We start from the raw sequence: 13780 nt of genomic DNA, 5'->3' as shown, positions 1-13780 counted from the left end.
ACCCACCGTCTAAACATGAATGGAAAAGGATTTAATGCCATGTTTGCTGTCAGCAGTGTTGATGCAGCCAAACTCTACTATCAATCGTTAAATAAATTACAAAAAGAAAGCAATAAACCCCTGAAAATTGCTACCATCTTCTCCTTTGCTGCTAATGAAGAGCAGACAGTGATAGGTGAGATTCTTGATGAAACTTTTGAGCCTTCAGCAATGGATAGTAGTGCAAAAGAGTTTTTAAGTTCAGCTATCAAAGATTACAATGCAATGTTTAAAACAAATTATGGCGTGGAAAATAAAGAATTTCAAAATTATTATCGTGATCTTGCTAAACGAGTAAAAGACAAAGAGATTGATTTGCTAATTGTTGTTGGAATGTTTTTAACTGGTTTTGATGCGCCTACATTAAATACTTTATTTGTTGATAAAAATCTTAGATATCATGGTTTAATGCAAGCTTATTCAAGAACAAATCGTATTTATGATTCTACCAAAACTTTTGGGAATATTGTTACTTTTAGAGATTTACAACAAGCAACCATAGATGCTATTACTCGTTTTGGAGATAAAAACACTAAAAATGTGGTTTTGGAAAAAAGTTATAAAGAGTATATGGAAGGATTCGCTGATGTGGAAGCGGGTAAAGCCCGTCGTGGTTACACGGATGTAGTTAGAGAGTTAAAGCAACGTTTTCCTAGTGTTGATGAAATTGTTACTGAAAAGGATAAGAAAGAATTCACTAAATTATTTGGTGAATATTTACGTATTGAGAATATCCTCCAGAATTATGATGAATATTCAGCGTTAAAAGCCTTACAAACAGTAGATATGACTGAGCCTGAAGCTTTAGAAGACTTTAAGGATTCTTATTACGTAACGGATAAAGATATAGCTGTTATGCAAGAGACTCAAGTGTTAGAAGAAAGAGCTGTTCAAGATTACCGCTCTTCCTACAATGATATACGTGATTGGTTTCGTCGTGAAAAAGAAGGAAAAGAAAAAGGAAATGACTCTATTGATTGGGATGATGTTGTCTTTGAGGTAGATCTTCTGAAATCGCAAGAAATCAACTTAGATTACATTCTTGAACTTATTTTTGAGAAAAACAAAAACGTAAAAGATAAAGATTCATTGGTTGAAGAGGTACGTCGTTTAATTCGCTCTAGTGTAGGAAACCGTGCAAAAGAAAGCTTAGTAGTTGATTTCATTAACCAAGCTGATTTGGACAGTATTCAAGATAAAGCAAGTATTATTGATGCCTTCTTCTCATTTGCTCAAACTGAGCAAAAACGTGAAGCGGAAGAATTGATTAATAATGAGAAACTTAATGAAGAGTCTGCAAAAAGATATATTTTGAATTCATTAAAAAAAGAATATGCCAGTGAAAATGGAACGGAGCTTAATTCGATTCTTCCTAAAATGAGCCCACTTAACCCTCAATATTTAACAAAAAAACAGAGCGTCTTTCAGAAGATTTCTGCCTTTGTAGATAAATTCAAAGGAGTAGGTGGAAAATTTTAATTAAGTAAAAATCTTATTAAACATAATAAATTCTTTTTTGTTTGTATAATAAAGAAAAGTCATGATAATAGAGATAATCTGTATCAATTGAATCACAACAAAAAAGAGCCAACTAGGCTCTTTTTTGTTGGAAATATAAATCACAATCTCCTAAGTTTAATTCTCAATTTTAAATCTATTAGCTATTAGAAGTTTTGCGATGTTGACGATCAGTCAATATTCTACGTACTATCACAATAGATACAGCCAAGACAAGAAGAAAACTTCCCCATTGGTAAGCCCCACTATTTGAAATAAGTGTCATAAGTGTAAGAATAACAGATACCGCTAAAATACCTAAGCTCAGTCCATCGTATAAGTTACTTTTTTTGTCTTTGCGCTTCACTACATAGAGCACGGCGGCTATGGCTACAAATAGTAAAGCTACAATTAGATAAGTTCCCATTAGTTACTCGTAAAGTTAAAGTAGCCAGCATGTAAATTCAAGGTGACTCCTCTACCTTTATCATTATTTTCAAATAATTGAGCTATGCCATTGACACCTGCTGTACCAAGAGCCGCCGCCACAGTGGCTGGTTGTAAACCAGGAATTGCTGCTGTAATTGCTGCTATTAATCCGCCTGCAACACCTGAAGATCGTAATGCTTTTACCTGAGTTACAGTTTCAGCATGATTAAAGGTGATAGCATATCCCCAAGCATAAGCATTACCAAAAACATTAGGTGTAATAACATTGTCTTTATTTTTTTCTAATTCATATCTAGGTCCAGTAGTAAGATCTCCTGTTTTTGTACTTAGTACTCCTTTATCAATATCCTTATTAATTTTATCAAAAGCTACTTTGTACTTATTAAAAATTTCTTCACTTACTACATTCTTCGCTTTCTCATCAAGTTTGTACAACCCGTTAGACTCTATTGAAATATAGGGTTGTAAATCATCAAGAGCATCAAAAATTTCGTTTGCTTCGACTTGAACGATACTGGATTTTTCAGATGTTACACTAGCGGAAACTGGAGCTACAAATACAGTTGGAGCTAATGCAGAAAAACCTAATAAACTAGATAATATTATTGCTGTTTTCTTCATAATTACGCCTCCCGTTATCTTTGATATGTATATACAAGCTGTAATACATAAAAAACCTTAACATGATTTACAATAAGAAGTCAAATTAGATAATAATTGGATGGGTAATATTTATGAAATTTATATCTTATTTATATATAGAATCTTCTTAATTCTTTAAAAAGAAAATAACTTTAAAATTTGTAGAGATAATTTATAATCTGTCAAATTATTAAGTTTTAGTCTAACATAATAAAAAAAATAAAAGTATAGTTCAATGAAAAATAGTATTATGTAAAAGTTGTTTTTTCTGTTGAAGTTATAGTAGATGCACCGTAGTGGCTTGATGATCTGAAGTTGAAGCTCGCTCATGCAAGAGAAAGCTTGAAAGATGGATTTTAAGAGCAGCTGTAGTAAAGTAAAACAAGATCAACATGACATTATGTTGATCTTGTTTTAATGTGATATTGCCAAAGAAAATAAAGTTATATTATGTGAAGTTATTTACGGATTTGATATCAAAGATAATTAGCTCATAAGTTAAAATTATCGTTAGATTCGTTGCTAGGTTTTTCTATACGTAATTCAATAGAGTTATGAGACTTACTTAAATTTCATTAAAAATCTATTTCGAAAATAGTAAAGAGAGGAATAACCTCTCTTTTTTTGGCGTAATCTAGTATAATAGCTTTTAGATTAACGAATTTTCTCTATGAACTTATTTCATATTGTACTTATTTATATTTAACTATCACATGAAATTTTGAGGTGGAATTCCTAATCAATATAGGATAAAGCTGATTCTTCATATAGAACGAAAGGATTTTTAACATGACAGACAATTTTTGGTATGATTTACCGAAGCCGTTTTTTATACTGGCTCCAATGGAGGATGTGACGGATGTGGTGTTTCGTCATGTGGTGAGTGAGGCGGCTAGACCGGATGTGTTTTTTACGGAGTTTGCGAATTCGGAGAGTTATTGTCATCCTGAAGGGCATCATAGTGTGCGTGGGCGGTTGATGTTTACCGAGGATGAACAGCCGATTGTGGCTCATATTTGGGGAGATAAGCCTGAGTTTTTTCGGCAAATGAGTATTGGTATGGCAGAGCAAGGCTTTAAAGGGATCGACATCAATATGGGTTGTCCTGTACCGAATGTAGCCGAGAATGGCAAAGGGAGCGGGCTAATCTGTCGTCCTGAACTGGCAGGAGAGATTATTCAAGCAGCCAAAGCAGGCGGGCTGCCTGTGAGTGTCAAAACACGCCTTGGTTTTGCAGAAGTGGACGAGTGGCGGGATTGGCTTACCCATATTTTCAAGCAAGATATTGTGAATCTGTCGATTCATTTGCGTACGAGAGATGAAATGAGCAAAGTGCCTGCACACTGGGAACTGATTCCAGAGATCAAAAAGCTACGTGATGAAATCGCACCGAATACGCTACTTACGATCAACGGCGATATTGCTGATCGGGAAGCGGGTTTGAAATTAGTGGAGCAGTACGGTGTAGACGGTGTGATGATCGGACGCGGGATTTTCAGTAACCCGTTTGCGTTTGAACAAGAGTCCAGAGAGCATAGCAGTACAGAATTACTGGATCTACTAAGAATACACATGGATCTGCATGATAAATATTCTGAAGTCGAACCTCGTTCGTTCAAGCCCCTTCCTCGCTTTTTCAAGATTTACGTTCGTGGATTCCGTGGAGCCAGTGAGCTAAGAAATGAACTGATGAGCGCCAAGAATACCAATGAAGTGCGAGCGTTGCTTGATGATTTTGCGGCGAAGCAAGTAGATAGTGTGGAAAGTGCAGTCGAAATGTAATGATACAAGCTATTTCCAGAGCTAAGATCTATAATAATGAGTGATATATTTTCTCAAAATCTATAAGTATACTCTGGCAGGTCAATTATATAAGGAATTACAAATACAGCCTGACAGCCATTCAACTGGTCGTCAGGCTTTCACAACATAGGAGGAAGTATGTCCTGGAGTAAATTGAAGCAAAATTTAGAAGGTTTTCTCGCTCCTGCACTACAAGGAAAAGTGGAATACCGGGCAACCAGTTATAGCTATCTGACTGGCAAATCGGGCAACTGTTATATCACGGTAGATAAGAAGAACATCTTTAATATGAATGACAAAACCAGTCCGATCACTTGGTACCAGAGTGAAATAGAAATTAAAAACGATCCGAATCTTCGCATTCCGATCAGCATGGACGAGATCGAAGCACTTCGCAAAGAAACCAATGGAGCAGTTCCTGAAGACCGTTTGAAAGTAATGGCACGTAATCGCAAAATGAATGGGCTTGCCAAAGAACTGTTATCTGCGCAGACGGCACTTAGCAAATCGAACTTTACAGCGACTGCTACCAAATTTTTAGCAACACCGATTGATGAAAGTTTAGAAGGGCAAGATATCTTACTGAACATCTTGGCTTTGATGGATCGAAGAGTGGGGAAAAAGCGGATTTTGAGCATGTCAGACAGTGTTAAATTAAAGCATCCTATTGTGCAGTATTTTCATGGGTTGCGCCTTTAGACATCACGATCTTCTTTTTTTGATATTACCTGAAAATAAACGATATTAAAAAAGCCACTTTACGCATTTATCGAGAGTGGCTCTTTTATATACATATTCGAATCGTTCCGCTTGAGATGGATAAAACAATATCATACAAAGCAAGAAAGCAGAGAGAGAAGATGTATTAATCAAGTGATACAAAATATCTGACTTCTTCTCCATCCCTACCAAATCCCACCGATTCATACAAAGTTAACGCCGATTGATTAGTCGTTAAAACAGTAAGATCCACAAAAGGAAGTTGATGATCTTGAAGATAGGTCAAAGCTTTGGTTAGTAAAAATCGTGCGATTCCTTTTTTGCGCCAGGGTTCACGTACAAATACATCTTCGATCACACCATGATCTTTTTCTTGCCATACCATCAACCCACCAACGATAGTTGAAGATTGTCTGACAATCATAGATGTCCATAAAGCATTACTTTTATGTTCAGATAGGGATGCTAATCCTAATGGAGCGTCAGGCCAAATTTCAGTATCTATTTCAAGATACTCTTTTTCTTCACTGGATGTATTCATGCTCCAATGGGAGAATTCAAATTCTTCAGATAACGTTAATTCAGGTATGGGTTGAGTCAAATCTCTTGTCATATGATACAAGCTATTTAGAGGACGATATCCTTTTTGAATAAAAAATTGATTGTTCGCTGTTTCTTTGGAATCATTACCTATACAAAGGATCGTTTTATACTCTGGAGGTAATGTTGATTTTAATTCTATCGCTCTTTTGAAAAGAGGGTTATATAGTTCATCTAACAAAATATAATCTTGTTGTCGCTCTGATAGGGTTTTAAGATTTATGTAGATACAATGCTTATTCTTTTCTGTACAGCCTGTAGAGATCACACTGATAATACTGACTTGCCCTTTGGCAACTATTTTTCCATCTTCAAATGCACAATAAACGTTACTCCAATTATCTTCATCTCCGACCCACCAAAACGTTGAACCTTCTATCGTTTGCACTGATTCGTATAATTCTCCGAGCAATGGCAGGTCTTCCTGCTGAAAATGACGTATAACGCGTTCAGATGATTGGCTCAACATAATACCCCTTTCAATCATAAAGAACTTTTGATTTTATAAAGCTAATGATGTAAATAATGTTAATGTCTATACTTGTAGTGACTTTTAAATCACTGTTAGCCCTCCTTCGCTTATAATAATTTAACTTAACATTAAATATATAAAATGTAAAAAAATATATTATTTCTATAGATGTATATAAATTACCCTACTCTAGACTCAAGACCTGATCACCAAAGCATTCTAATATAGAGTAGACCATCATTATACGTATAGACAAACATAAATAGGTCAAATAATCCGTCGGGGGAATCATTATTTTGAGAAAATTATCTTTTGTTATGGTCAGTATCCTGCTTATTACGGTATTGTCTGCTTGTTCGAGTATGAATCAGGCAGGTGTAGGCATGAAAACAGGTGAAAGCCAAAAAATCGAGAAATACAATTCGTATGTCATGCTCAACAATTTGATGACAGGTAGAATCAATGAGGTGTTACTTCATTACTTCGAGAAGTTTGGAACGGAGAAGAAGCCTGTTATTGAGAAGAACCTCAGCTTTATCATGCTTGATGTCCCAGCATCGCAGCGGGAAGTCATCGATCAAGCACAAGGGTATACGAAAAGTAAGCCTGCTTTTGCGAGTGCTGACTCTGCGGTAACCCAACTGACACCAGTGATCAAGGATTTGTTAGCTGTCCTCGATGAAATGAAAGTCTATTATGATAGTAAAGGTTATGTCGATGATGATTTTGCCAAAGGTAAACAGCTACACACTAAGCTGATAAATACTAATCTTGCTTACGAGAAAGCAGCTAAAGCTTACTTTAAAGCTCTACAAAAAATGGATGCGGAGCAACGTTTAGTTGATTTGCAAAATTTCAAAGATTCTGACCAACAGATCCGTTACAATGCTTTGAAATTCATGATTGATGCTGAAGCTACGGCTATCGAAATGAGTGAGCAAGGGATCAATGCCAGTAACGTGTTGGAACTCGATATGAAGAAATTTAAAGCTAAATACGATCTTATGACTGCGGATTTGAATGCACTTGTAACACTTTCTAAAGACCAGAAACAGATACAAAAAGAAGGCATGAACAGCTTCAGTATTGAAAATTATGTTCATTCTGCTACAGAAGCCAAAGCAGCCGCTTCAAAAATTATTGAACGTATCAATAAAAAAGAACCTGTATCCGATTCCGATCTAAGCGGTCAGTTTTTGGATACAACCGATGGGACGCCAGAGAATTTCAATTCTCTGCTTAGTACAGCCATTGAGCGATACAATGAAATAAATTAATACGATTTTGAATTACTTTTAGAAATTAAAATGCTTGCTGACGTATAGGCTGAACATGTAGATTGAAAACAGTAAAAAGAGCCCCTTCGCATATTTTTTGCAAAGTGGCTCTTTTTTTATTCCTTAACTCTTCGGTGCATGACTCAAATCTACTTTCTCATTCAATCCGGGTTCGGATTTTGGATCAGAAGTTTTGCCGACAGCTTTTTTGAGCAAATGAGTGACCATTTTGATAGCACTTCCGCTTTCCCAGTACTCGGCTGTTTCGGTATGGATTTTGATCAATAACAAGTTAGGATCGTCTGGAGATGTATCTAGGATTTTTTCGATGATTTTATTGATCATTTCTTTTTTACGAGCAGGATCATCGACGAATTCAGCAGTTCCGCTAATCGATACATAGGATTTGCCTGCATAAGATACGTTAACACGAGGGTCTTGTAGAATATCTTCGTATTTGGATGTATCTTTTTTCGTTAGGAACCATAGGTCGCCATCAAATTCGATTTCTTGTGTTTTCATTGGACGGGATACTAGACGTCCTCCCGAAATCGTTGTAAGCATAGCTGTATCAATATCTTTAATCAGTTCTCTGACCGTTTCAATCGCTTCTGGATCTGTAGTTAAATGTTCAGACATATCATTTCCCACCTTTCCTAATCGTTGAAATGTGTATAAACAACGTTGCTAACCATTACACATAAGTAGGAGTAGATAAACGGTAGAGTTATAATTAAAATAGAAGAGAACGATCTCAGCACATGATTCACCCACTCTAAGCTATATAGATTGATTAGCACTCAATCGTGATTGGATGATATTTATAGAAATGGATGGATATTTTCAGCAAGCTATAATTTACGGTAAGTACTGTAATCTGAATGAATTAAAACAAATGTATGCTCAAGTTCTACAACAAACAACAACGATGCAAGAGCAAATTGAAGTCTTTTGTACATTACATCAGTTTAGCATTGTTCCGTTTGTGGAAAAGAGAAACGTCCATTATGTGATTGATATGGATATTGAACATATTTATATTCCTAGATATTAAGTAGAATAACTATCTAATTCTTCTATTATTTGAGCACTCCACCTCGCGCCAAAATAGCATTTTTCAATGCGTGATATTCATCCGACGCTACATCTACCTCACTATTTGCTAACCGTACTTTTTTCAAATTCGGAAGTTCCATTAACAAATGAGGATCAGCAAAAGATGTTTTGCATAAATCCAACACTTCTAAACCGGTCAATGTTGCTAAGAAGTCCCACGACTTGGGTTTGAGCATGGTTACATCTAGATTTTGCAAAGTATTCATGTCTGTTAAAGGGCTTAGGTCTTTCACTTTGGTGCCCCAGATCCATAATTGTTGCAGTTGTGGGCATTGCGTACGTATATTTGCGATTGAGTGTAGCTTCGATTTTTCTAAATATAATATTTTGAGCGCAGGGCAAAGGGTAATCGGTTCTAGTTGCTCTACCCATGATCCTCGTAACCGTAGTTCTTCTATCGCTGGATGTTGATCTAGAGCGGTTAGGTCGCTTACAGGAGCGAAGTTAATATCCAATACTTTAAGTCGCTGAAGCTGTGATACATAAGAAAGATCTGTTAATTTTTTGGGAGCATTGATTTTGATTTCTTCCACATTTGGAAAAATAGCAAAAGAATGAAGGGCATCTATCTCACAGCGATTCCCGTGTAGCGATACCTTTTTCACACCGGTTGCAGGAGGAATAGACGGTAACGTAGCTAGACCATCTACAGTGATGCTGATCTCTTCCAGACAAGCAGGGAGGGAAGCTGAACTATTGTAATTGTGCTTGGATAAGCTAACTGATTGTAGAGAAGTCAGCGCAGATAGCAAATGCTCTGGCAACGCCTGTTGTACATTATATAATCCTAATGATTGCAAGTTGGAGAGCTGGGCAATGACTTCGATATTACGCTTAATTTTGGTTTTGCTAACAAAAGCCAATCGTTCCAGATGACTCGCCTGATCTAAGCCGACCAGATTCGGGATCGTCAATGTACTGTTGGTTGTACCGAATTCGAGACTTTTTAGATGGGGGAATTCTTGTAGAGGTGCAAACGTCGTTATGCCTTTGAGATCTAATAATTTCAGTGTTGGCAATTCATAGACAGAACCTGAATGTTGGAACCATGTATAGTGGCGGTGATTCGCAATATATAGATTAGCTTGTTCTACAATATGATATTTAGATTGCTCGTAATTCATATTAGAACCTCCTTAAACGATGAAATACATACAGTACTTATGGTGAAGCATTCAAAAATTGTCTACAGTTGCCTTCTATTTTAATCAATAATTCAGGTTGAGCCTTTATAATGAGATTTCAGAAGCAACAGAGAAAGAATAAGAACGTTATAGATAGTATAAATGAACCGAAAAATAGTAGATCGATATTGCGGATATCTCTATTTTTCAGTGGGAATGAGACTTGCTTGCGATGGGTGAATACGAATGGAACGGGAACAGTTTACATTCAATTTTTAAAATATCGCTGGCATGTTTAGTGTGCCTACTACTATGTTACCGCAAAGGAGTTTTTCGATGTTAAAAGGTATCCAAAAAACGTTGTATGTGATTCTGATTTTCTTTGTCAGTTTGTTTATCGCATCTTCGTTTTTTATTCGAGCAGAGTACAATTATGTGGTATATGGAGACACACCGATGCTACAGCAACAGCATGTAGGTACATTTATACTGCTTATCATCGCATTACTGGTATTCAGTGTAATGTTATATCGTCTGTGCTTGAAGCTGAATGTATATCGCCCTAAGATTGTGATTCCACTGGTTCTTTTAGGTTCATTAGCTATTCAAGTGGCGATTATTTTTCTATTTCCTCGCTTGCCGACAGATGACTCGCAGACTGTGGTGTCTCTGGCAATGAATATGCTGTATAAAGGCGATTATTCTACATTTGGTACGACAGGGTATCTGCATATGTTTCCTTTTAATTACTCGACCGTGTTGTATATTGAAGCACTATTAGCGATGTTTCCAGATAATTATGTCACGATTAAGTTAGCTAATATTGGTTTTGCTCTTATTACGACCTTGATGATCTATCTAATCTACAAACAGCTGAATCCTAACTCCAAAGACAATGATTACGGTGTACTCGTATTTGCAGCAACGTATATTCCGTCTTTGTTTATGAGCAACTTTATCTACAATGATGTGATTGCGACGACATTGCTTACGTCAGCGTTGTATTTTGGTATCCGATTTATGAAAGAAAAGTCGATCAAGTATATTCTATTCGCTGCTATTTTAGTGACAATCGGGAACTATTTTAGAAGTATAGGCATTATTTTCTTACTTGCGATTGTGATCTCATTGTTTTTCCATTTCAAGCAATTAGGCTGGAAAAAAGTAATACTATCTGTATGCTTATTTGCCGTCTTGTTCAATATTCCAAGTTGGACTCAAAATACAATGTTACAGACCACAGGCAAAGTGCAGACTTCTACGACCACCAATGCAGCACCGATCTATATGTGGCTGAATATGGGGATTAATCTGAAAACTATTGGATTCTGGGATAACCGTGAAAGTTATAATATTTACCAGCGAGATGCGGACTACAACAAAGCAGTGAGTACTGAACTATTTAAAGAATCGATTGCTCAAAAATTATCGACAGCTAGCTTTGGCGATCTGGTACACATGTATTATAAAAAGATCATCTGGACATGGACAGAAGGTACGTATCAGATCGAAAGATACGGTATTGGCAATGACGGCTCTTCTGGTGGTCAGCGTGCTAGCTTTATTATGGGTGGTTATAGTTATCCGACAGCAGCTACCGAGCTATTTGCAGGCAATTCACCTTACCGTAGCGGGATACTCTGGGTCTTATATACGATGAATTTCTTAATGTACTGTTTTATTTTGATTCGTCTGATCGGCAGTCTGCGGACGAAGCGATTCGATGAAGTGTCGTTGGTGCTGGTGATTTTAGGATTTGTTGGTTTTTATATTTTATGGGAGATCAAGTCTAGATATATCTATCCTGTCTATCCACTACTCATTATTTTGTCGTATATGGGATTCAAAGATACGTATGAATGTTTGATCCAACAGGACTTTTTACGATTACGATCTTCTGCTAGAAAGGAGTCTTAAAATGCGTGAAAAAAGATATCCTGTCTCGCTACTCCTGTTATTACTGTGCGGAATGATGGTGCTGACATCTTGTAGTGCGATTACAGCTCAACGGATTACGCTAAATACAGGTGGAATGGGTGGCGGGAATAATCGTAATGCTCTGCGCGGAATGATGAATGCTGATCTTATTGGCAAAATAGTCGCTGTGAACGGGAGCAAAATGACAATCGATGTGATGGAGCAAGCACAGCGTCGTTCCCCAGCGGTGGATGATCATAGTGCAGTTCTGTCGAGTCCATCTCAGACGACTACACCTAACTCCAACATTACACCAGATACACATACGCCGAATACAGATCGTACTTTACCAACCGATCGATCAAACGGCAGTACGTCTACTATGAGCAAAACTGGTGTAGAGAAAACGATAACGATCGGCGAAGAGGTATCTATTTCTCAAATCACAGCGATGATGCCACAGAGCAACAAAAATAGCACAGCAACCACACTCAAAGTATCTGATCTCAAAGCAGGGCAGATTCTGATGATCTGGTACAAGGATAATACCAATACAGTAGAGAAAATCAGTGTGATGGATTCATAATAGATGATTGGTAACAACAGAGGGGAGCCATAAGCTCCTCTTTTTTGTGTCTAAAATAATAAATACTTTTATTCTAAATCGAATACTATTACTTCACTTTCATAGATGTATCCTATCTGTAGAAATGATAAGATAAATGTAAAATACGGGTAGTACATATTGCCAGAAAAGAGGAACTTTGTTGCCTACTATCCTTCACAACATACAGTGGAATGAGCAAGATGATCTTTTACATACATTATTACAATCCACAGATGAGATAACTCAGCATCCGCTAGATCAAGGATTTGAAGCACAAGTAATCAAGTTGTCATATGCTGAAGGTGACTTGGTACTGAAAATATGGAATCAACAGGCGAAGCCGGATGTGAGAGCACAATATCAGTTATTACAGTTTCTTTTGGCTAAAGGGATTGCTGTATCTAAGCCGATAGGTTGGGGGATGCTTGATGATCAAGATCCAGTATTGCTAACAACATTTGACGGAACAGCACTTACCAAAATGAACAAAAAGAAAATTGTACAGACAGCTACCTTATTGTCTGCTATCCATCATGTTGAGATTACAGAAAGCGAATATGCTTTACTGCCAAAATACGATTTTGTAGATTACTTTTTTCCAGATATCGCAATGTATACAGATATTAGCGATATTCTATATCAGGTTATGCCCATGATTACGTTAGAGCAGAGTTGTATTATTCATGGTGATTTTCATCTGGGAAATATTTTGAATAAGCAGGATCGGTATACTGTGATTGATTGGACAAATGGACAATTAGGGGATGCCAGATATGATGCGGTCTGGTCGATCACTTTGCAGAAAATCTATATTTCAGAACGATATGCTCAAGTGTTTCGTGATGCTTATCTAGCAGAGCATCCGATAGCTGAAAAAGAATTACAATTATTTGAAGCGCTTGCCTGTCTGCGGTGGATATTGCTTGCTCGTCAGGGCGGGATTACGGTACAGCCACAAGCACAGCAGAATATAAAGCGAGTGATCGCTCACAATCTATTTTTGGCAGAAATGAATTGTGAAGTGTAAAATATTCAGCTACATATGTCGTAATACATAAATATAAGATATTTTGCTTTAGAAAAATTATTTTTATTGAATGAGGTCGTACTTATAGTGCCAAGCACTTATGGAGAGTTATTATATAATGTTAGGGGAATGAAATGTGGAGTATAAATGGGAACGTTGTCCGAGATGTGGATCAGCAAAAGTCAGTACAGGATCAGGAAAATGGCCTGCTTTTTTATTATTTTTTATGAGTACCGTTATATGCATAATTATAGCTAACGGAGTAGATAATCAGTTAATGGAACATCCTATAGCGTTCGGAATTATTATTTTAATAGGGCTATTCACATTGTTTACATGTATCAAAATACTAAAGGGTGGCATGACTTCTAGGTGTGAAACTTGTAATTACGCATGGGAACCTACAAAAATAGAAGACTAAAAATCAATTATTTAAAACCCAAACGAAATACACATAATATGATACAGTAGATATCTTCAAAGTATTTA

12 protein-coding genes are annotated in these 13780 nt (G+C 36.7%); 7 read left to right on the top strand and 5 right to left on the bottom strand.

The annotated features are described in order from the left end of the window. Window positions 1–15 precede the first annotated feature (15 nt). Window positions 16–1518: a type I restriction endonuclease subunit R, EcoR124 family gene (locus RCP16_RS15375; RefSeq protein ID WP_371748233.1), complete on the top strand. Its 1503-nt coding sequence runs from the start codon at window positions 16–18 to the stop codon at window positions 1516–1518. Window positions 1519–1696: 178 nt separating this feature from the next. Here RCP16_RS15375 and RCP16_RS15370 read toward each other — a convergent pair whose 3' ends face one another. Both RCP16_RS15370 and RCP16_RS15365 read right to left on the bottom strand, forming a co-directional pair. After that, window positions 1697–1963, bottom strand: a complete 267-nt coding sequence (locus RCP16_RS15370) for a hypothetical protein (protein ID WP_308640724.1) — start codon at window positions 1961–1963, stop codon at window positions 1697–1699. Further along, window positions 1963–2607, bottom strand: a complete 645-nt coding sequence (locus tag RCP16_RS15365) for a hypothetical protein (protein ID WP_308640723.1) — start codon at window positions 2605–2607, stop codon at window positions 1963–1965. Before RCP16_RS15365 ends, RCP16_RS15370 begins: the two co-directional genes overlap by 1 nt. 810 nt (window positions 2608–3417) lie before the next feature. Here RCP16_RS15365 and RCP16_RS15360 point away from each other — a divergent pair. Together RCP16_RS15360 and RCP16_RS15355 are read left to right on the top strand one after the other, a co-directional pair. Further along, complete coding sequence (locus tag RCP16_RS15360) at window positions 3418–4410, top strand: tRNA dihydrouridine synthase (protein ID WP_308640722.1); 993 nt, start codon at window positions 3418–3420, stop codon at window positions 4408–4410. A gap of 159 nt (window positions 4411–4569) precedes the next feature. Next, on the top strand, window positions 4570–5130 hold the full coding sequence (locus tag RCP16_RS15355; protein WP_069327465.1) for an SF0329 family protein: 561 nt from the start codon (window positions 4570–4572) through the stop codon (window positions 5128–5130). Between the two features lie 166 nt (window positions 5131–5296). On the opposite strand, the gene RCP16_RS15350 is transcribed toward RCP16_RS15355, so the two are convergent. Beyond that, on the bottom strand, window positions 5297–6220 hold the full coding sequence (locus RCP16_RS15350) for a GNAT family N-acetyltransferase (protein WP_308640721.1): 924 nt from the start codon (window positions 6218–6220) through the stop codon (window positions 5297–5299). Window positions 6221–6519: 299 nt separating this feature from the next. On the opposite strand from RCP16_RS15350, the gene RCP16_RS15345 reads away from it, so the two are divergent. Further along, the gene (locus RCP16_RS15345; protein WP_308640720.1) at window positions 6520–7500 is read left to right on the top strand and encodes a YiiG family protein; all 981 of its coding nucleotides are present in this window, start codon (window positions 6520–6522) and stop codon (window positions 7498–7500) included. A gap of 123 nt (window positions 7501–7623) precedes the next feature. Here the strand turns inward: RCP16_RS15345 and RCP16_RS15340 are convergent, their stop codons facing one another. After that, a complete protein-coding gene (locus RCP16_RS15340) occupies window positions 7624–8139 on the bottom strand; it encodes a pyridoxamine 5'-phosphate oxidase family protein (RefSeq protein WP_308640719.1) in 516 nt (171 codons plus the stop codon). A gap of 440 nt (window positions 8140–8579) precedes the next feature. After that, entirely contained in the window at window positions 8580–9740 is a 1161-nt protein-coding gene (locus tag RCP16_RS15335; RefSeq protein WP_308640718.1) for a leucine-rich repeat domain-containing protein, read from the bottom strand. Window positions 9741–10076: 336 nt separating this feature from the next. On the opposite strand from RCP16_RS15335, the gene RCP16_RS15330 reads away from it, so the two are divergent. The 3 genes from RCP16_RS15330 (at window position 10077) to RCP16_RS15320 (ending at window position 13291) form a co-directional block, all read left to right on the top strand. Further along, window positions 10077–11657: a glycosyltransferase family 39 protein gene (locus RCP16_RS15330; RefSeq protein ID WP_308640717.1), complete on the top strand. Its 1581-nt coding sequence runs from the start codon at window positions 10077–10079 to the stop codon at window positions 11655–11657. 1 nt (window position 11658) lies between these two features. Beyond that, the gene (locus RCP16_RS15325; RefSeq protein ID WP_308640716.1) at window positions 11659–12243 is read left to right on the top strand and encodes a hypothetical protein; all 585 of its coding nucleotides are present in this window, start codon (window positions 11659–11661) and stop codon (window positions 12241–12243) included. Between the two features lie 181 nt (window positions 12244–12424). Further along, a complete protein-coding gene (locus RCP16_RS15320; protein WP_308640715.1) occupies window positions 12425–13291 on the top strand; it encodes an aminoglycoside phosphotransferase family protein in 867 nt (288 codons plus the stop codon). Window positions 13292–13780: the final 489 nt, after the last annotated feature.

Source organism: Paenibacillus nuruki (assembly GCF_963311185.1).
GTDB lineage: Bacteria > Bacillota > Bacilli > Paenibacillales > Paenibacillaceae > Saccharibacillus > Saccharibacillus nuruki.
This window is presented reverse-complemented; position numbering and strand designations above follow the sequence as displayed.